Origin of the sequence: Pantoea sp. M_9 (assembly GCF_008631385.1) — a bacterium.
Lineage (GTDB): Bacteria > Pseudomonadota > Gammaproteobacteria > Enterobacterales > Enterobacteriaceae > Pantoea > Pantoea eucrina.
Window position 1 is genome coordinate 811,725 of record NZ_VWUF01000001.1, and the last position, 17,498, is coordinate 829,222.

Here is a 17,498-nt window from a genome sequence, read left to right on the forward strand (position 1 = left end):
GTCACTCCATTTCCAGCATGATTTTGATATCCGCCGCATGGCCCGCGGCTGCGCGGTCAAACGCTTCAACGCTGTCGGCGAATTTATAGGTGTGGCTGATCAGCGGCTCTACCCGCAGCTTGCCGCTGCTTAACAGGCGCAGCGTGCGGGGATACATATTGGCGTAGCGAAAAATGGTTTTGAAGGTCAGCTCTTTGGCCTGTGCCGCAACAATGTCCATCGGCGCGGCGTCCACCGGCATGCCCACCAGAATGACGGTCGCACCCGGCGCCGCGTGTTCCGCCAGCGTGGCAATAGCAGGTTTGGCTCCGCTGCACTCAAACACCACATCCGCGCCGTTACCGCTGGTCAGCTCAGAGACTTTACCGGCCAGATCGCCGGTTTTGATGTTAACGGCGTGCAGCCCTTCATACGCTGCCGCCACGGCAAGCTTTTCATCAAACATGTCGCAGATAATGACATCAGAACAGCCGCCTGCCAGCGCCGCCAGCGCCGTGACCACACCGATCGGACCGGCTCCCAGCACCAGGCCGATATCGCCAGGTTTAATCCCGGCTTTGGTCGCGGCCTGCATCGCCACCGCCAGTGGCTCAACCATGGCACCTTCGCGGAAGCTGACATTTTCCGGCAGCTTAAATGTGAAAGCCGCAGGATGAATGACCGTTTCACGCAGACAGCCATGCACCGGCGGCGTTGCCCAGAAGCGCACGGCGGGATCGAGATTGTAGAGACCGGCGCGCGACTGATCGGAGTGCATATCCGGGATCCCTGGCTCCATACAGACGCGATCGCCTGCCTTCAGGTGCGTCACGTTTTTGCCGGTCTCCAGCACAATGCCAGCGGCTTCATGACCCAGCACCATCGGTGCCTCCACCACAAACGGACCAATCCGGCCATGTTTGTAGTAGTGAACATCGCTGCCGCAAATCCCTACCGAGTGAATTTTAATTTTGACATCGTTATCACCCAGTACTTCATCAAATTCCCGATCTTCAATCGCAATGTGGCCTGCCTGAGTCAGAACTAACGCTTTCATTACCGCCCCCGGATTCATTTTAATGGTATCGATATCATTTCAATGCGGCGATACTGACCTAAAAAAAACGGCAAAACTGTGATGGAAGCTGGATAATATCGATCTGCAGCAGCGCAATTTAGCCCTGTCGCAGCGAATTACGGATCGGGATCACAGAAGATCACAAGCGGAACACGTTTTAATGGTATCGATATCATTACAGGAGAAACCGTATGACCGACTATCCGCAGGCGATTCAGCGCACCCTGACCTTTTTAGAGCGGGCGAATATTGTTCTCACTCCTGCCGAGCAGAAGAAGATTGAGATTGCTGCTTTCGGCCTGGACGATTACCCCGCATCAGGTTTGCAGCTGTTAACCTATATCAACGAACCGCGCTATTGCGCTAAAGAACTGGTGCTGTTTCCCCGCCAGACCTGTCCTGAACATCGGCATCCGCCGTTTAACGGCACGCCAGGCAAGCAGGAAACCTTTCGCTGCCGCTGGGGCGAGGTCTATCTGTTTGTCGATGATGAACAGCTCACGCCAAACGATGCGACGGGCACTCCGCGCTGCCAGGTGCCTGCCGGCAGTGAAACCGCCTATACCTGCAGCCGCTATATTCTGCTGCGTCCGGGCGAACAGTACACCATTAAACCCGATACCCGGCACTGGTTTCAGGCGGGCGAACACGGCGCCGTTATCTCTGAATTTTCGTCAGAAAGTCGCGACGATCTGGATATTTTCACCGACCCGCGCGTCAGGCGACTCGCCTGACGCAGCGAGATCGCTTAACGCGGTACGATCTGCCATGATTGACTCATGATACAAAATGACAGGGTTGATTAAGGAGCCAGACTTGGCAGCAGGACGGGGACGTAAGGCAACGCTGGCAAGCGTTGCTGCCCAGGCAAACGTAAGCAAAATTACCGCCTCGCGCGCCTTTTCACAGCCGGAGAAAGTGCATCCGGAGACGCTGCAGCGCATTCACGCTACCGCAGAGCAGTTAGGCTATGTGATGAATACGGCTGCGCGCAGCCTGCGGGCGAAAAGCAGTAAAACCATCGGGATCGTTAACCCCGATATGGCAAACCCCTTCTTTGGCGGCCTGACGCGTCTGATGACGCTGGAGGCGAACAAGCTGGGCTACGATACGCTGGTTTTTGACTCCTGTGAGTCGCAGGAGAATGAGAACCGTATTATCGATAAGCTGATTGGGTATAACGTTGATGCCATTATCCTGTCGGTGATCTCCAACGATCTCCACTATCACCCGGCCTATATGAGACGGCTGGAGACGCTGAATATACCGGTGGTGCTGGTCGATCGCGAGCTGCAGGTTTCCCACTGCAGCGGCGTCTATATCGATAACCTCGACTGTGGCCTGCAGACCGGTCGCTGGCTGGCGGAACAGGGGGCGCAGCGTATTGTCGTGGTCTCCGGCCCGGAAAAGTCGAATGTTGCGCGTGAGCGCGTGCTCGGCCTGCAGGCCGCGCTGCAGGGAAAAGCCGCCTCGCTGGAGGTGCTCTACGCCGACTTTTTTATGGATGCGGCCTGGCAGGAGACCCGGCGCTGGCTGAAACAGCATCCCGCCCCTGACTACTTCGTGGGGTGTAACAATCAGATCTCACTCGGCATTATCAAAGCCTGTATCGAACACAAACTCAATCTGCAGCAGCAGGTAAAGCTGTTCAGCATTGATGAGGTTACGCAGGCGGATATTTATGGCTTTCACTTTCCCTGCATCGCGCACGATCTGCAGAGCATCGCCTGGCAGGCGCTGAATCTGGCGCTCAGACGCATCAGCGAAAGCGACAGCAAGCCGGGCAAAGTTATCGTGCGGGGTGAAGTACTTCCCTGACGACGCGCTTTTTACCGGCTAAAGTCCTGCCGCCACGCGGAGGGCGCCACGCCGTGCAGCTGGCGGAACCGGTTACTGAAATGGCTGGCGGAGTGAAAACCGCAGCGCAGTGCAATCTCCGTCAGCGGCAGCGTGCTGTGCATCAGCAGCTCTTTCGCCACCGCCATACGGCGCTGCATCACATACTGGTGCGGCGCGCTGCCGGTGCTGCTGCGAAACATACGCGCAAAATGATATTCGCTGAGCGCAGCTTCTGCAGCCAGCCGCGCCAGCGTCAGCGGCTGATCGAGCTGCGCATCAATCAGGGCAATGATTCGGCGCAGCACGGCGGGTGCCAGGCCGCCCCGCACGGCGGGCAGCTGCCACTGCACATCACTGTAGCGATGCAGCAGATGCGTCAGCAGCAGCGTCGATGCGCTGCTCAGCATCAGCTGATTAGCGGGCTGCTGCCAGCTGACGCTGAGCAAAAAATGGCGATAGAGCTGCGTAATGCGATCGTCATCAGCAAAAATCTTTTCCTGCAGATTCAGACTGGCTGGCGTGCGATCCCAGATCTGTTCGCCAAGCTGGCGTAAATGGGCATCGGTGCAGTAGAGATGCACGAATGTGAGATCGGCCCGCAGATCCCAGGTGGACTCCATACCAGACGGCATCAGGCAGAACCGATCCGGGGCGCCGCCGTTGCGCCAACCGTGCGCGGTTTTATGCCAGGTATCATACCCCTCTTCGATATAGAGGCTCAGGGTATGGTGATCGCTGTGGTTGGTTACGCGGTCGCCGCTATTAAACCAGGCTGCCAGCCGGATCCCGCCTGAAAGCGGTACGCTATCACGCAGCTGAGCCTTGCGGTTTTTTAGCATAGTAAAGGTCTGGTAATCGGACATTGCGCACATCACATCGGCAGCGGTTAACCAGCAGTTTACCCGGCCGGACGACGAAAAACAGCGCGGCAGCCGGTGTGAGAACGAAAAAAGCGCAAGTTTTTGCAAGTGCTGCGCAATCGGGTGCAAGCGCCCGCCCGTGCACGCGCGGATACTGTCGTTCCGTCTCTGCCGGAGTATTAACGATGAATGTAGTGCTGTATCTGAGCGTAGTGCTGATCTGGGGCACCACCTGGCTGGCGATCTTTTTGCAGCAGGACGCGGCCGCCACGCCGGTCTATGTGGCTGTTTTCTGGCGCTTTCTCTTCGCATCGTTGCTGATGCTGGCGCTGCTGACGCTGTGCCGCCGTCTGCGGCAGCTGGACAGGCGCGATCATCTGTTTTGTCTGCTGCAGGGAGGCTGTGTTTTTGGCTTCAACTTTGTCTGCTTTTATCATGCGGCGGCCTGGATCAGCACCGGTCTGGAGTCGGTGATTTTTTCCATGGCGGTGATCTTTAATGCGCTCAACGGCTGGCTCTTTTTTGGTCAGCGTCCGCCGCTGCGCCTGGTGCCTGCCGCGCTGCTCGGTATGAGCGGTATCGTCGCGCTCTTCTGGAGCGATATTCGCGCGGCGCACCCCTCGCCACAGCTGTTATGGGGGGCGGGTCTGAGTGCGCTGGGCACCTTTGGCTTTTCGCTGGGTAATATGATTTCAGCCCGGCATCAGCGCCACCAGCGCGATATTCTCACCACCAACAGCTACGCTATGCTCTACGGCGCGCTGATCATGGCGGTAATGGCATGGCTTAACGGCGATGCGCTGCAGCTGCCGCGCAATCTGCAGTGGCTTAGCGCGATGAGTTATCTGGCGCTGTTTGGTTCTGTGATTGGATTTGGCGCTTACTTCACGCTGGTAGGTCGCATCGGTGCCAGTCAGGCGGCATACAGTACGCTGCTTTTTCCGCTGGTTGCGCTGACGCTCTCGACAATTTATGAGGGCTATCAGTGGCACGCTAATGCCGTGGCGGGACTGACGCTGATTTTGCTGGGCAACCTGGTGATGTTTATGCGCTGGCCGATGCGCCGCGCACTGCGGCTGGCCTGACAGCAGAAGCGGGCGTGCAGCCCGCTCTGCTCATCCTCTAACGCCAGCCACCTGCGCCGGAGTGAAGCTGCTGCGGCTGATTAAGGGCTTTTCTGGCGATCCAGTAAAGCATTACCCGCTCATCATCGCTGTCACGATCGGCCATAGCCAGAAGCTTTAACGACAGCGTGGCTTTGTTGACAGGCTGATGTTCATCGCTCAATTCGATCACCGCCTGACCGATAAGACAGCAGACTTCATCTCCACTGGATACGGATTCATATGCTCGGTCTTTCATATTTCCTCCCGTTGGTTGAAATATAAGCCTGGCAAACATCCCGGACCCTGCAGCAAAATCGCCTCGCTTAACATACCTGGTTACATATGCTCATCGCAGGACATACCGGGACGTGAATTGTCACGCTGCTGCCATTCATACCGGAAAAACGGCATTTCATTCTGTTTCTCTGACCGCTGAAGCGGGATCCGGCCGCGGCTACGCGCGTGCGCGCTAAGCTGCCAGCAGACTCCATATTCCCGGACGGGAGAATCATCATGACCACAGCTTCAACGGCGCACTACCAGCGTACCCGCATACTGACTCTGATCGGCACTGTTATTACCCAGCTTGCGCTGGGGTCAGTGTATACCTGGAGCCTCTTTAACGGCGCGCTGGCGCATAAACTGCACGAATCAGTCAGCCAGGTGGCTTTCTCTTTTGGGTTGCTCAGCCTCGGGCTGGCTATCGCCTCCTCGCTGGCAGGCAAGCTGCAGGAGCGTTTTGGCGTACGTAATGTGACTATCGGAGCCGGCATCCTGATGGCGGCCGGATTCTGGCTGACCGCGCAGGCTGATAACCTGATGATGCTTTATCTGAGCGCCGGTATTCTGGTGGGCCTGGCAGATGGTGCGGGCTACCTGATGACGCTATCCAACTGTGTGAAGTGGTTTCCTGAGCGTAAAGGCCTTATCTCCGCCTGTTCAATCGGCGCCTACGGTCTGGGGAGTCTCGGCTTCAAGTTTATCTGCGGCACCCTGCTGGATGCTGTTGGCCTGGAGAACACCTTCATGATCTGGGGCGTGCTGGCGATGAGCATGATGTTCTGCGGCGCGCTGCTGATGCGCGATGCGCCGGTGCGTGCTGCCAGCAGCAATCCGCAGCATGCCGGACGCGACTTTACGCTGGCACAGGCGGTTCGCCTGCCGCAATACTGGATGCTGGCGCTGATGTTCCTCACCGCCTGTATGAGCGGTCTGTATGTGATCGGCGTAGCGAAAGATATCGGTGAAGGAATGGTGCATCTTACGCCGCAGATAGCCGCCAGTGCCGTAACGGTTATCGCCATTGCCAACCTTAGCGGCCGGTTAACGCTGGGGGTGTTGTCAGACAAAATGGCCCGTATCCGGGTGATCTCACTGGCGCAATGTATTGCGCTCGCGGGCATGAGTATTTTGCTGTTTACCCGTATGAATGAAACCACTTTTTTTGTCTCGCTGGCCTGCGTAGCTTTCAGCTTCGGTGGCACAATCACCGTTTTCCCGGCGCTGATCAGTGACTTCTTTGGCCTGAACAACCTGACAAAAAATTACGGCCTGATCTACCTCGGATTTGGTATTGGCAGCGTGCTTGGATCGCTGGTCGCCTCTCTTTTCGGCGGCTTTACCGTTACCTTTAGTCTGATCATGACGCTGCTGGTTATTTCGCTGCTGCTTTCACTAAGCGTTCGTCAGCCGCGCCGGCAGGCAATTAACAGGCCTGCACTGCATAATTAACTTACAGGCGAGCGCTGTTATCATGAGCGCTCGCATTTTTATTTTTCATCCGCTGGCGCGAATTATTGTCTTTCAGAATTATCGCGCTAATATAGCCTGCTATTCAGCTTATTCTGATTCAAATAGAAAAACCTGTTTTCTCTGTCTTTTATTTTGAAACATCTGGCAATAGTTATCTAAATAACTCTACATTTGCTGCATCTTCACTCCACTATTCCGGCGTAATCTGACCTCACTGGAAAAGAGGAGGTCTTTCCATGAAAAAGCTTATTTCGTTAACGTCGATAGCGGTTATGGTCAGTTTGCTCAGCGGATGTATTATTGAGCACGACCGTGGCCGCGGCGCTGGCTGGGGTCATGACCGCGGCTGGCACCATGGCCACCACGGGCATCGTCACGGATAATCGGGCAAAGCGCACACAGCACTAATACAAAAATAAAAAAACCAGGGCGGGAATATATCCCGCCCTTTTTTTAGCTTTTAATCGCGTAATTACACTGATACCAGGCTTTCTTTAATCCTGGCAGATGACTGTCCTGAGCAGGCAGCGAATCCACTTTATCAAAACCCCGCTCACTGCAGTAATTTGCCAGGTCAACATTCATGGCATCCCGATTAAGGCTATGCGGATCGTAACGATATTGAACGGTGTTGGACGTATTATCTTCATCTACACGTTCAAATCCGCCAGGCTGATTAACACTGCAGCCCGCCAGCATAATAAGCGCTAACGCGCCGGTAACGATATTTTTCATTCAGGTGTCCTCTTCAGGCGTCGAAGTGTAAACAACGATGCCACCGCACGCCTATAGGAAAACGCGCGAAACAGTCTTAAGACCAATGTTTTTGCCAATTGAATCAATAAAACCAAACGGCTTTTCTTATCATATGACAACTGCGATAGTGCAGTCAGACCACACGATGTCTGCTCCACACCAGGTAATATCAATAATAAAAAGACGTAACAAAGTGACCTTTGTGCCCGCGCTGAGCGGGCTTTTTTTCACCGGTTAGCCGTTGCTGTGCACCATATTACGTAAAAGGCCGGCGGCGCGCTTAGCAGGCAATGCGAGAATGGCGCTGTAGAGATCGATAGACATAGCACACAGCGCGCTGCGATCGACGGCGGTATCAGCCGGCTGATTAAGCTGCTGAAGTTTATTGCCCCACTTCCCATAAAGCCTGTTAACTATCTCACGCAGATCGCGGCGGGCCAGCGTCTGGTCGGTCTGCTGCTCTGCTCCCTGGCTGCTCAGCAGCAGGGCTTCAAGCGCATGGCCGTCGCGCTGATAGAGGGCCGGGGTGAGCACCTCCTGCAGATTAATGCCGCCGCTGACCTGCGGATAGAGAAACTGAAAACAGCGCTGCGGGCTCTGCTGCTGCAGCGCCTGCATCTCTTCCACTGAAACCTGAACATAGGCGATTACCGCATCATCGCTGGCGCGGGTCATGCGTTTATTTACGATATCAGCCAGCCAGCCCCGCAGGTCGCCCAGCGCCCGTTCAGCGGAGATACCCTGCTGCAGCTTATGCCGCAGTTCACGATTCAGTAATTGCCACAGCTCCGGCTCCTGCACCTTAAGCAGGCGGTAGCCTGGCGCCTCGCTGAGCTGCTGCGCAACCGCCTCCATCTGCATCTTCTCTTCCTGACGCGGATGCAGCCAGCTGAACCAGATCAGATTAGCGGCCACAAGCGGCAGGATAAACAGCAGCATCCCCTGCCAGGCTCGCAGCGCCGTGGTGCGTACCAGCATCACAATCACCAGCGCCAGCAGTGCAAAAGCGACCAGCACCGAAATAAAAAGCAGCGTCATAGTACGGCGTTAATCCTTACGCACGTCCAGCAAAACCGGACAGGTCGCGCGTTCGATCACTGCCGCGCTGACCGAGCCTTTCAGCAGCCGGTTGAGCGGCGAGAGATGCCGGCGTCCCATGATAATCATACTGGCGCGCAGTACCGCAGCCTGCGCCACAATGGTTTCAGCAGCTTCACCCGCCAGGATGACGCCTCTGGCATTCACGCCCGCCCGCAGCAGCGGAGCCAGTGCATGACGCACCACCATCTCGGCGGTGTTCTGCTCATCTTTTGCCGCGACAAAATCATCCGGATCTTCACCGGCGTCAATTTCGATAGGCTGGCTGCAGGCTGAATAGGCGGGATCGATACAGCACAGCACCGTGACCGGGGCGTTGAGCGCCAGCGCCTGTTCAAGGGTCAGCGCAATCACTTTCTCTGCGACCGGTGAGTTGTCGATAGCCATTAACAGCATTTTCATGAGTCGTTACCTCTTCTCCACAGCGGTTATTTTGCCAATTTCGCGCAGCAGCGCCTCTTTACAGGTGATGATCTCTTTGCGATAGCGCGCTTCATGTTGCGCAAAGCGCGCGCCGGGAACCAGCAGCGAGATAGAGAAACGTCCGAACAGCGTATCGATGGCGACCGCCAGGGTGGTGATCCCTTCAAGCGTTTCACCGCGATCGATCGCCATGCCACTGCTGCGTACTTCAGCAATCAGCGCCATCAGCTGCGGCAGCGTTTTTACCGTTTTATCTGTGAGCTCCTGCCAGGCATCGCCCACCAGCAGCTGTACATCTTCATCGCTCTCCAGCGCCAGTAGCGCCCGGCCGCCGGAGGTACTGTAGAGCGGCAGATTAAGCCCCATCCGCGGTACGACCCGCAGCTCGCGCGGCGCTACGACATAATGTACGATCGCCAGCTGCGTTCCGCTGGCGCGCGCCAGCGAGACGGTTTCATTAACCGTTGCTGAAAGCTGTTCCAGCAGCGGACGCGCCAGCTCCACCACATCCGTATGGACGCTGGAGATCAGTTTCAGCAGAGCTGGCCCCAGCCTGAGCCCCCCTGCCCCGCTACTGCGCACCAGCTGAGCGCTGTCGAGCGCCGCCACGATGCGCTGTACCGTGGAGCGCGGCAGGTTCACCACCTGCGCAATTTCGCCCAGACTCATACCGCCGGGATGTTCGCCCAGCGCATGTAAAATTTTTGCCGCACGCGCAATGACCTGAATGCCACCCGCTTTTTCATCCTCACGGCCTGAGGCAGATCCCACCATAATACGTTCCTTATGAGCCTGCTTTACTGTAGCGCGAATGATCGCACTTTTGTACCTGCGTATCACATTGCAATACATCATACCGGCATGTAAGATGCGCGACCTGTATCACATCGTAATACACTGCATCATAATTTCATGAGAGTTCTGCTATGACCGCTTCGCCCGCTGCTCCGCCAGCTCCGCACCCGTTTACACTGCGCCTGGCTCTCGGGCTGGTGGGCGTGCTGATCGCGGCGCTGACGTCAGGACTCAACGATAGGGTCACGGATATTGCGCTGGCAGATATCCGCGCCGCTATCGGTATCAGTCACGATCGCGGTAGCTGGATTGTCTCCGGCTATCAGGCAGCTGAAGTCGCCGCAATGATGATTGCGCCCTGGTTCGCCGTCACCTTTTCTCTGCGCCGTTTTGCCCTGGTAGTATCTGCCGGCTTTATGCTGTGCGGCCTGGTGCTGCCGCTGACGCAGGATGCGACGCTGTTTATTGCGCTGCGCGTGCTGCAGGGTATCTTTGGCGGCGCGCTGCCGCCCTTGCTGATGACGGTGGCGCTGCGCTTTCTGCCGCCGCCGATCAAACTCTACGGCCTGGGCGCCTATGCGCTCACCGCCACCTTTGGCCCCAATATGGCGGCCTCGCTGGCGGCGTTCTGGACCGATGAGGTGGGCTGGGCGTTTGTGTTCTGGCAGGTGATCCCGGCCATGCTGCTGGCAATGACGCTGATTGCGTGGGGGCTGCCGCAGGATCCGCTGCGCCTGGAGCGCTTTCGGCAGATCGATCTGTTTGGCATGCTCACCGGCTGCGCCGGCATGGCGCTGCTGATTCTGGCCCTGACTCAGGGGGAGCGGCTGGACTGGCTCAGCTCACCGCTGTTTACCGCCATGCTGCTGAGTGCGCTGGCGCTGCTGACGGTGTTCCTGATTAACGAGTGGTTTCATCCGCTGCCGCTCTTCAGGCTGCAGATGCTGCGCCGTTCCAACCTGGCGCATGGCCTGCTGGCGCTGATGGCGGTGCTGATTCTGGCACTCTCCGGTTCAGCGCTGCCTTCGCTCTATTTTGGTCAGGTAGAGGGATTTCGTACGCTGCAGTTTGCGCCGCTGGCGCTGACAGTGGGTCTGCCGCAGCTGCTGATTGCCCCGCTGGTCGCGGCTCTGCTGAACATTCGCCGGGTCGACTGCCGCTGGGTGTTGTGCTGCGGCGTGCTGCTGCTGGTCACCGCCTGTCTGCTGGGAACGCAGATTACCACTGACTGGGCGCGGCAGAATTTCTGGCTGATGCAGGTCCTGCAGGCGTTCGGACAGCCGATGGTGATCCTGCCGGTGCTGATGAGTGCCACCAGCGTTGTGGCGCCGCCGGAGGGCCCTTTTGCTTCCGCCATGTTTAACACCGTACGCGGTTTTTCCAGCATCGCAGCCAGCACGCTGGTGGAGTGGTTTATCAGCCATCGCGAACAGTTCCACTCGCATGTGCTGGTGGATCAGGCGGCCAGCCGCAGCTGGCTGATGACCGCCACCAGCAGCGCGCAGGCTGGCAGCAGTGCTCCCCTGCTGCCGGACGGCAGCGCCAGTAGCGTGCAGAACCTGAGCGGATTTGCCGCCCTGCTGAAACATCAGGCGCTGGTGCTCAGCCTGAGCGATGCCTGGCTGATGCTGACCGCCTTTGGCGCCCTGCTGCTGCTGCTGACGCTCTGCCTGGCGCACCGCGTCTGGCCGCCTCAAACATTGATTCAACCTGTTACGCCACGTCGGGAACACTGATATGCAACTCTCTGCTGTAAAAAGAACGGCGCTGCTAAGCGCCCTGTTAGTACTGCTGCTCGCGCTCGCCTTTCTCCTCTGGCGTGCCATGACCACCAACGATCATCGCACCGATGATGCCTGGGTTAATGCAGATTACACGCTGGTCGCCCCCAAAGTTTCAGGCTATATCGCCCGGGTCAGCGTGCAGGATAACCAGCACGTCCGGGCGGGCGATCTGCTGGCAACGCTTGACGATCGCGATTTTCGCGTAGCGCTGGAAACCGCACGCGCTTCGCTGCAGGTCAGCGAGGCGAAACGGCTAAGCACCCAGGCGCAGCTGGCGCAGCAGCAGGCGACGATTAATCAGGCAAAAGCGACGCTGGCGGCCAGTGAGGCAGCGGCCCGCTACGCCGGCCAGAACGCCGCACGTTATAATCAGCTTTATAAAAGTGGCACCATTGCGGCTGACGATCAGCAAAAAGCGGACGCTAATCAGCGTTCCGCTTCGGCGACGGTACGGCAGAGTGAAGCGGCGCTGGACGCGGCGCTTAAGCAGGTTAATGTTCTGCAGGCGGCCGTACGTCAGGCGGAGGCGGATGTCGCCGCCGCGCAGGCGAATGTCGACCAGGCGCAGCTTAATCTCTCCTATACCCGCATTGTTGCGCCGGTAGAGGGCACGGTAGGCCAGCGTAGCGTACGTCCGGGCGCCTATGTCAGCGCCGGCAGCCGCCTGCTGGCGGTGGTGCCGCTGCAGCAGATCTATATTACGGCTAATTATCTGGAAACCCAGCTGACCGACGTGCGGCAGGGACAAAAAGTCAGCGTGACTATCGATGCGCTGCCGGGAAAAACTTTTACCGGGCGTATCGACAGCATTGCGCCGGCAACGGGGGCAACCTTCTCAGCAATTTCACCTGATAATGCAACGGGCAACTACACTAAAGTGGTTCAGCGTCTGCCGGTAAAGATTGTGCTTGATGCGGGTCAGCCCGATCTGGCGCAGTTGCGCGTCGGCATGTCGGCGATCCCGCACATTCAGACCCAATAAATTGTGAGCAATATCTCAGAACCGGCCTATTTATTTCTGGATCGATTCCGCGTAAATTAGCGCCCGATCCTGTTCCGGTCTGGCCGGGACCACCTGAGTAGAAAGCGTGTAGCGTTAATGAACTCCACCTTTCTCTTATTCTGTTCGGGTTACGCTGGTCTGGGATCGCCATCACGGTAACCGCACAGAGGAGTTATGTTGTGAAATACGCTTTGATGGGCATCTCTTTTTTCGTGTTGCTTTGGGTCGGCACCTTCGTGCTGATGCTCTGAGTACCGGACGGGGCGACCACACCAGTCGCCCCGACGCACGCTTAGCGCGCCTCTTCTGCCTCTTTTACCGCTCCCGGTAAGATACCGTCGGCGCGGAACATCGCCTTAATCCCCCGCACCGCCTGACGAATGCGATCGCTGTTTTCAATCAGCGCAAAGCGCACGTGTGTATCACCATATTCACCAAAACCGATGCCGGGTGACACGCAGACTTTTGCCTCCTGCAGCAGCAGTTTGGCAAACTCCAGCGAGCCAAGATGCGCGTAGCGTTCCGGGATTTTTGCCCAGACGTACATCGATGCCTTAGGCAAATCCACCATCCAGCCCGCTTCATGCAGCCCTTTTACCAGCACATCACGCCGGCGCTTATACTGCTCAGCGATATCGCGCACGCACTGCTGATCGCCCTCCAGTGCGGCAATGGCTGCCACCTGCAGCGGCGTGAATGTCCCGTAATCGTGATAGCTTTTGATGCGCGCCAGCGCCGCTACCAGCTCTTTGTTTCCTGTCATGAAACCGATACGCCACCCCGCCATGTTGTAGCTTTTGGAGAGCGTGAAGAACTCTACCGCCACGTCGCGCGCCCCCGGCACCTGCATGATTGAGGGCGCTTTCCAGCCGTCGTAGGTGATGTCAGCGTAGGCGAGATCGTGGATCACCAGCACGTTATACTGTTTTGCCAGCGCAATAACCCGTTCAAAGAAGTCGAGTTCTACGCACTGAGCGGTGGGATTGGAAGGGAAGCCGAGGATCATCATTTTCGGCTTCGGATAGCTTTCGCGAATCGCACGCTCCAGCTCATTAAAGAAATCCACCCCCGCGACCAGCGGCACGGAGCGAACCTGCGCCCCGGCGATCACCGCGCCATAAATATGGATAGGATAGCTGGGGTTGGGCACCAGCACGGTGTCACCGTGATCGAGCGTGGCGAGCATCAGGTGCGCCAGTCCCTCTTTGGAGCCGATAGTGACAATCGCTTCTGACTCCGGATCGATATCCACCTGATAGCGCTCAGCGTACCAGCGCGAAATCGCCCGGCGCAGGCGCGGAATACCTTTTGAGGTGGAGTAGCCGTGCGTATCTTCACGCTGTGCCACCTGACAGAGCTTTTCCACAATATGCGGCGGCGTAGCGCCATCCGGATTCCCCATTGAAAAGTCGATAATATCTTCGCCGCGCCGGCGCGCAGCCATCTTCAGTTCAGCGGTGATGTTGAATACGTATGGGGGAAGGCGTTCTATACGCGAGAAACGACGGGGTATGCTGTTATCAGCCATGATGTCCTCAGGATTACGTGAGCGCCCGGACCGTCCGAGCGACGCGGATCACTTGCTGTGACCTCACCCCGAACATAACGCGCTGTGACCTGCGCTGTCGAGAGCAGCAGAAAATTTTTTTATTTTTCGGGATTCAGGCAGCCAAACACCCAATCGTTTACCCATTGTCCGTTTAACAGATAATTATCCCGCAGAGTCCCCTCCAGCATAAAATTATTCTTTTCCAGAATGCGTCGGGATGGCCAGTTCCCCTCAATCACCAGCGCTTTCAGCTTATGAAATTCTGCGCTGAACAGAAAGTGAACCAGCGCCGCCAGCGCTTCGCTGCCGTAACCCTGCCCGGTGTAGCTGTGGCGCAGCATATAGCCAACTTCCGCCTGGCGATAAGGGTGCCACTCGGCGCTGCAGCCAAACAGGCCTATCGGTTCCTGATTTGTTTGCAGGCGTGCCACCAGGCACAGCATGTGAAAGCTGGCGGGCTGCCACGGCGCCAGGCGTTCATTGAAACGCTGACGAATGTCGTTTTCGTCGGGGATTTCGCTTACCCAGGTCATGGTGGCAGCGTCTTCATGTACCGCTTTGAAGATCTGCCAGTCTTCCGGCTGCAACCGGCTCAGGGTTAATCGCGGGGTCTGAAGTTGCATGGCGGCGCTCCGCTACGGGGAATAGTGCAACATAGCAAACTGCCGCAGCGACAGCCAGGGCGCCATTAATGGCGCCCCTACACAAATCCCACAGGAGCCGCATTTATGCGGCCCGTTAAACCCAGGGCGCCATTAATGGCGCCCCTACGCGCCTCCGCAGGGGCCGTATTTATGCATCCCGTTAAAACCAGGGCGCCATTAATGGCGCCCCTACACAAATTTCGCAGGGGCCGCGGCGTCATAAACCCTGTAGGGGCCGCATTTATGCGGCCCGTTAAACCCAGGGCGCCATTAATGGCGCCCCTACACAAATCCCACAGGGGCCGCATTTATGCGGCCCGTTAAACCCAGAGCGCCAGGCTGGCGCATTGCGCGCGCATTTTTTATTATGACGCCACCGATATTTTGTCCCGGAAACGCCTGTGCCCTTCCATTTTGACATGCTGCTGGCGGTGTTCGATCGTGCAGCGCTGATGCTTATCTGCCTCTTTTTTCTTACCCGCACCCGGGTGTTGCGCCAGCTGCTGCAGAAAGATGAACACACGCTGAGCGAGAAAGCGATCGTCACCCTGATTTTCTCGCTGTTTGCGCTGTTCAGCACCTGGTCCGGCGTGGCGGTGGATGGCTCGCTGCTAAATGTCCGCGTCATTGCGGTGATGGCGGGCGGCATTCTGTTTGGCCCCTGGGTGGGCGTGACGACCGGCGTCATTGCCGGGCTGCACCGCTTCCTGATCGACATAGATGGCGTCACGTCAGTACCCTGCCTCATCACCAGCATTGTGGCCGGTATCGCCTCTGGCGTAATCAATCGCCGGGTCAGCAAAGAGCAGCGCTGGGGGGCCGGCATAGCGGGCGGCATGCTGTGCGAGGCGCTGACTATGCTGCTGATCCTGTTATGGGCAAAGCCTGCAGCGCTCGGCCTGACGATTGTCTCGGAGATCGCCCTGCCGATGATTCTGGGTGCCTCCAGTATCGGATTGATTGTGCTGCTGGTGCAGAGCGTGGAGGGAGAAAAAGAGGCGATTGCCGCCCGGCAGGCCAAACTTGCGCTGGAGATAGCGAATAAAACGCTGCCGCTGTTTCGTCAGGTAAACAGCGATGCGCTGCGCGAAGTGTGCGATATTATCCGGCGCGACATCCACGCCGACGCGGTTGCCATTACCAATACGCAGCAGATTCAGGCGTATGTCGGCTATGGTGAACAGAACTACCATAATGGCGATGATGGCATCAGCCCCACCACCGCACAGGCGATTGCCAGCGGGAAGATCATTATCAAAAACAACGACGAAGCGCATCGCACGCGTGATATTCACTCGATGCTGGTGATCCCGCTCTGGGAGCAGGGTCAGGTGACCGGGACGCTGAAAATTTACTATCGCCGGGCGCACCGCATTACCGGCTCGCTGAAAGAGATGGCTATCGGGCTGTCGCAGATTATCTCGACCCAGCTGGAGGTATCGCGCGCAGAGCAGCTGCGTGAAATGGCCAATAAAGCGGAACTTCGGGCCCTGCAGAGCAAAATTAACCCCCACTTTTTGTTTAATGCCCTGAACGCTATCTCTGCCTCCATCCGGATGAATCCCGATACTGCCCGTCAGCTGGTTATCAACCTGTCGCGCTATCTGCGCTATAACCTTGAACTCAATGAGGATGAGCTGATCGATATCAAGAAAGAGCTGTGGCAGGTAAAAGATTATATTGCCATTGAGCAGGCGCGCTTCGGCGATAAGCTGTCAATGATCTACGATATCGACGACGATCTGCACTTTACTCTGCCCAGCCTGCTGATTCAGCCGCTGGTGGAAAATGCTATTGTGCACGGCATTCAGCCATGCCGGGGCAAAGGCGTAGTGACGCTCAGCGTGAAAGACCTGGGCGATCGGGTACGTATCGCCGTACGCGACACCGGACCGGGGATCAGCGACGAGGTGACCCGCCGCGTTGCGCGCAATGAGATGCCGGGCAATAAAATTGGCCTTCTGAATGTTCACCACCGTGTCAGACTGCTGACCGGCCAGGGGCTGATTATCATGCGCCACCAGCCGGGAACGGAAATCGCTTTTAGCCTGCCGAAAAACAGCCAGCCTCTCCCTGCCGCGCTCAGCGTTCAACCGGAAATAACAGTATGAAAGCCATAATAGTGGAAGATGAATTTCTGGCGCGCCAGGAGCTCAGCTGGATGATTCAGCAGCATAGTCAGATCACGGTAGAAGCAAGCTTTGATGACGGGCTGGATGTGCTGAAATATCTGCAGACGCATCGGGTCGACGTGATTTTTCTCGATATTAATATTCCGTCGCTGGATGGCATGCTGCTGGCGCAGAATATTCATCAGTTTACCCACAAGCCCCTGATTGTTTTTATCACTGCCTGGAAAGATTATGCGGTGGAGGCGTTTGAACTCGACGCGTTTGACTACATCCTCAAGCCCTACCATGAGGCGCGCATCATCACCATGCTGAACAAGCTGGAGGCCGCCACGCAGCCGCCGCCGCTGCAGAACAGCCAGGCTGTTACGCCCCAGACGGTGAACCTGCAGAAAGATGAGCGCATCATCGTTACCGATATCAACGATATTTACTATGTGGAAGCGCATGAGAAGCTGACGTTTGTCTATACGCGGCGGGAGGCCTACGTGATGTCAGTGGCCATCAGTGAGTTCTGCAGCCGGCTGCCGGAGACGCTGTTTTTTCGCTGCCATCGCTCTTACTGTGTGAACCTGAGTAAAATTCGCGAGATAGAGCCGTGGTTTAATAATACCTATCTGGTGAAGCTACGCGATCTGGAGGCGCAGGTACCGGTAAGCCGCAGCAAAGCCAGACCGTTCCGGCAGCTGATGCGGCTGTAAGG

19 protein-coding genes are annotated in these 17,498 nt (G+C 57.1%); 10 read left to right on the plus strand and 9 right to left on the minus strand.

The features are described 5' to 3' along the window. Position 1 precedes the first annotated feature (1 nt). Entirely contained in the window at positions 2 to 1,036 is a 1,035-nt protein-coding gene (locus tag F3I15_RS03665; RefSeq protein ID WP_113655452.1) for an NAD(P)-dependent alcohol dehydrogenase, read from the minus strand. A gap of 212 nt (positions 1,037 to 1,248) precedes the next feature. Here F3I15_RS03665 and F3I15_RS03670 point away from each other — a divergent pair, with 212 nt between their 5' ends. Together F3I15_RS03670 and F3I15_RS03675 are read left to right on the plus strand one after the other, a co-directional pair. Next, the gene (locus F3I15_RS03670) at positions 1,249 to 1,791 is read left to right on the plus strand and encodes a D-lyxose/D-mannose family sugar isomerase (RefSeq protein WP_150016579.1); all 543 of its coding nucleotides are present in this window, start codon (positions 1,249 to 1,251) and stop codon (positions 1,789 to 1,791) included. Positions 1,792 to 1,873: 82 nt separating this feature from the next. Continuing rightward, the gene (locus tag F3I15_RS03675; protein ID WP_150016580.1) at positions 1,874 to 2,875 is read left to right on the plus strand and encodes a LacI family DNA-binding transcriptional regulator; all 1,002 of its coding nucleotides are present in this window, start codon (positions 1,874 to 1,876) and stop codon (positions 2,873 to 2,875) included. Between the two features lie 11 nt (positions 2,876 to 2,886). Here F3I15_RS03675 and F3I15_RS03680 read toward each other — a convergent pair whose 3' ends face one another. Next, a complete protein-coding gene (locus F3I15_RS03680; RefSeq protein ID WP_150016581.1) occupies positions 2,887 to 3,759 on the minus strand; it encodes a helix-turn-helix domain-containing protein in 873 nt (290 codons plus the stop codon). Between the two features lie 182 nt (positions 3,760 to 3,941). Here F3I15_RS03680 and F3I15_RS03685 point away from each other — a divergent pair, with 182 nt between their 5' ends. Next, positions 3,942 to 4,841 carry a DMT family transporter gene (locus tag F3I15_RS03685; RefSeq protein ID WP_150016582.1) on the plus strand — a complete coding sequence of 300 codons (900 nt, stop codon included), beginning with the start codon at positions 3,942 to 3,944 and terminating at the stop codon, positions 4,839 to 4,841. Between the two features lie 37 nt (positions 4,842 to 4,878). On the opposite strand, the gene F3I15_RS03690 is transcribed toward F3I15_RS03685, so the two are convergent. Then, complete coding sequence (locus tag F3I15_RS03690) at positions 4,879 to 5,118, minus strand: hypothetical protein (protein WP_150016583.1); 240 nt, start codon at positions 5,116 to 5,118, stop codon at positions 4,879 to 4,881. Positions 5,119 to 5,375: 257 nt separating this feature from the next. Here F3I15_RS03690 and F3I15_RS03695 point away from each other — a divergent pair, with 257 nt between their 5' ends. Next, positions 5,376 to 6,593, plus strand: coding sequence for an MFS transporter (locus F3I15_RS03695; RefSeq protein ID WP_150016584.1), 1,218 nt, complete (start codon positions 5,376 to 5,378; stop codon positions 6,591 to 6,593). Between the two features lie 257 nt (positions 6,594 to 6,850). Beyond that, positions 6,851 to 6,997: a hypothetical protein gene (locus F3I15_RS18165; RefSeq protein ID WP_166714036.1), complete on the plus strand. Its 147-nt coding sequence runs from the start codon at positions 6,851 to 6,853 to the stop codon at positions 6,995 to 6,997. Positions 6,998 to 7,067: 70 nt separating this feature from the next. On the opposite strand, the gene F3I15_RS03700 is transcribed toward F3I15_RS18165, so the two are convergent. The 4 genes from F3I15_RS03700 to F3I15_RS03715 all read right to left on the minus strand — a co-directional run bounded on the left by F3I15_RS03700 (position 7,068) and on the right by F3I15_RS03715 (position 9,665). Next, complete coding sequence (locus F3I15_RS03700) at positions 7,068 to 7,349, minus strand: hypothetical protein (protein ID WP_039379385.1); 282 nt, start codon at positions 7,347 to 7,349, stop codon at positions 7,068 to 7,070. A gap of 255 nt (positions 7,350 to 7,604) precedes the next feature. Beyond that, positions 7,605 to 8,408, minus strand: coding sequence for a hypothetical protein (locus F3I15_RS03705; RefSeq protein WP_150016585.1), 804 nt, complete (start codon positions 8,406 to 8,408; stop codon positions 7,605 to 7,607). Positions 8,409 to 8,417: 9 nt separating this feature from the next. Continuing rightward, positions 8,418 to 8,870, minus strand: coding sequence for a universal stress protein (locus F3I15_RS03710; protein ID WP_150016586.1), 453 nt, complete (start codon positions 8,868 to 8,870; stop codon positions 8,418 to 8,420). A gap of 6 nt (positions 8,871 to 8,876) precedes the next feature. Next, a complete protein-coding gene (locus F3I15_RS03715) occupies positions 8,877 to 9,665 on the minus strand; it encodes an IclR family transcriptional regulator (RefSeq protein ID WP_150016587.1) in 789 nt (262 codons plus the stop codon). A gap of 152 nt (positions 9,666 to 9,817) precedes the next feature. Between F3I15_RS03715 and F3I15_RS03720 the strand changes: the two genes are divergently transcribed. The 3 genes from F3I15_RS03720 to ypdK all read left to right on the plus strand — a co-directional run bounded on the left by F3I15_RS03720 (position 9,818) and on the right by ypdK (position 12,724). Further along, positions 9,818 to 11,422 carry an MFS transporter gene (locus F3I15_RS03720; RefSeq protein ID WP_150016588.1) on the plus strand — a complete coding sequence of 535 codons (1,605 nt, stop codon included), beginning with the start codon at positions 9,818 to 9,820 and terminating at the stop codon, positions 11,420 to 11,422. 1 nt (position 11,423) lies between these two features. After that, entirely contained in the window at positions 11,424 to 12,452 is a 1,029-nt protein-coding gene (locus F3I15_RS03725; RefSeq protein WP_150016589.1) for an HlyD family secretion protein, read from the plus strand. Between the two features lie 200 nt (positions 12,453 to 12,652). Further along, a complete protein-coding gene (gene ypdK, locus F3I15_RS03730) occupies positions 12,653 to 12,724 on the plus strand; it encodes a membrane protein YpdK (protein WP_006120362.1) in 72 nt (23 codons plus the stop codon). A gap of 41 nt (positions 12,725 to 12,765) precedes the next feature. On the opposite strand, the gene alaC is transcribed toward ypdK, so the two are convergent. After that, positions 12,766 to 14,001 carry an alanine transaminase gene (alaC, locus tag F3I15_RS03735; protein WP_150016590.1) on the minus strand — a complete coding sequence of 412 codons (1,236 nt, stop codon included), beginning with the start codon at positions 13,999 to 14,001 and terminating at the stop codon, positions 12,766 to 12,768. 119 nt (positions 14,002 to 14,120) lie between these two features. Further along, a complete protein-coding gene (locus F3I15_RS03740) occupies positions 14,121 to 14,645 on the minus strand; it encodes a GNAT family N-acetyltransferase (RefSeq protein WP_150016591.1) in 525 nt (174 codons plus the stop codon). 440 nt (positions 14,646 to 15,085) lie between these two features. On the opposite strand from F3I15_RS03740, the gene F3I15_RS03745 reads away from it, so the two are divergent. Then, positions 15,086 to 16,777, plus strand: a complete 1,692-nt coding sequence (locus F3I15_RS03745) for a sensor histidine kinase (protein ID WP_150016642.1) — start codon at positions 15,086 to 15,088, stop codon at positions 16,775 to 16,777. Further along, a complete protein-coding gene (locus F3I15_RS03750; RefSeq protein ID WP_150016592.1) occupies positions 16,774 to 17,496 on the plus strand; it encodes a LytTR family DNA-binding domain-containing protein in 723 nt (240 codons plus the stop codon). The genes F3I15_RS03745 and F3I15_RS03750 overlap by 4 nt, the downstream gene beginning before the upstream one ends. Positions 17,497 to 17,498: the final 2 nt, after the last annotated feature.

Bases quoted from the DNA above. Each gene is read 5' to 3' on its own strand.
- F3I15_RS03665 (WP_113655452.1), bottom strand. From the start codon at position 1,036: ATGAAAGCGTTAGTTCTGACTCAGGCAGGCCACATTGCGATTGAAGAT.
- F3I15_RS03670 (WP_150016579.1), top strand. From the start codon at position 1,249: ATGACCGACTATCCGCAGGCGATTCAGCGCACCCTGACCTTTTTAGAG.
- F3I15_RS03680 (WP_150016581.1), bottom strand. From the start codon at position 3,759: ATGTCCGATTACCAGACCTTTACTATGCTAAAAAACCGCAAGGCTCAG.
- F3I15_RS03685 (WP_150016582.1), top strand. From the start codon at position 3,942: ATGAATGTAGTGCTGTATCTGAGCGTAGTGCTGATCTGGGGCACCACC.
- F3I15_RS03690 (WP_150016583.1), bottom strand. From the start codon at position 5,118: ATGAAAGACCGAGCATATGAATCCGTATCCAGTGGAGATGAAGTCTGC.
- F3I15_RS03695 (WP_150016584.1), top strand. From the start codon at position 5,376: ATGACCACAGCTTCAACGGCGCACTACCAGCGTACCCGCATACTGACT.
- F3I15_RS18165 (WP_166714036.1), top strand. From the start codon at position 6,851: ATGAAAAAGCTTATTTCGTTAACGTCGATAGCGGTTATGGTCAGTTTG.
- F3I15_RS03700 (WP_039379385.1), bottom strand. From the start codon at position 7,349: ATGAAAAATATCGTTACCGGCGCGTTAGCGCTTATTATGCTGGCGGGC.
- F3I15_RS03705 (WP_150016585.1), bottom strand. From the start codon at position 8,408: ATGACGCTGCTTTTTATTTCGGTGCTGGTCGCTTTTGCACTGCTGGCG.
- F3I15_RS03710 (WP_150016586.1), bottom strand. From the start codon at position 8,870: ATGAAAATGCTGTTAATGGCTATCGACAACTCACCGGTCGCAGAGAAA.
- F3I15_RS03715 (WP_150016587.1), bottom strand. From the start codon at position 9,665: ATGGTGGGATCTGCCTCAGGCCGTGAGGATGAAAAAGCGGGTGGCATT.
- F3I15_RS03720 (WP_150016588.1), top strand. From the start codon at position 9,818: ATGACCGCTTCGCCCGCTGCTCCGCCAGCTCCGCACCCGTTTACACTG.
- F3I15_RS03725 (WP_150016589.1), top strand. From the start codon at position 11,424: ATGCAACTCTCTGCTGTAAAAAGAACGGCGCTGCTAAGCGCCCTGTTA.
- alaC (WP_150016590.1), bottom strand. From the start codon at position 14,001: ATGGCTGATAACAGCATACCCCGTCGTTTCTCGCGTATAGAACGCCTT.
- F3I15_RS03740 (WP_150016591.1), bottom strand. From the start codon at position 14,645: ATGCAACTTCAGACCCCGCGATTAACCCTGAGCCGGTTGCAGCCGGAA.
- F3I15_RS03745 (WP_150016642.1), top strand. From the start codon at position 15,086: ATGCTGCTGGCGGTGTTCGATCGTGCAGCGCTGATGCTTATCTGCCTC.
- F3I15_RS03750 (WP_150016592.1), top strand. From the start codon at position 16,774: ATGAAAGCCATAATAGTGGAAGATGAATTTCTGGCGCGCCAGGAGCTC.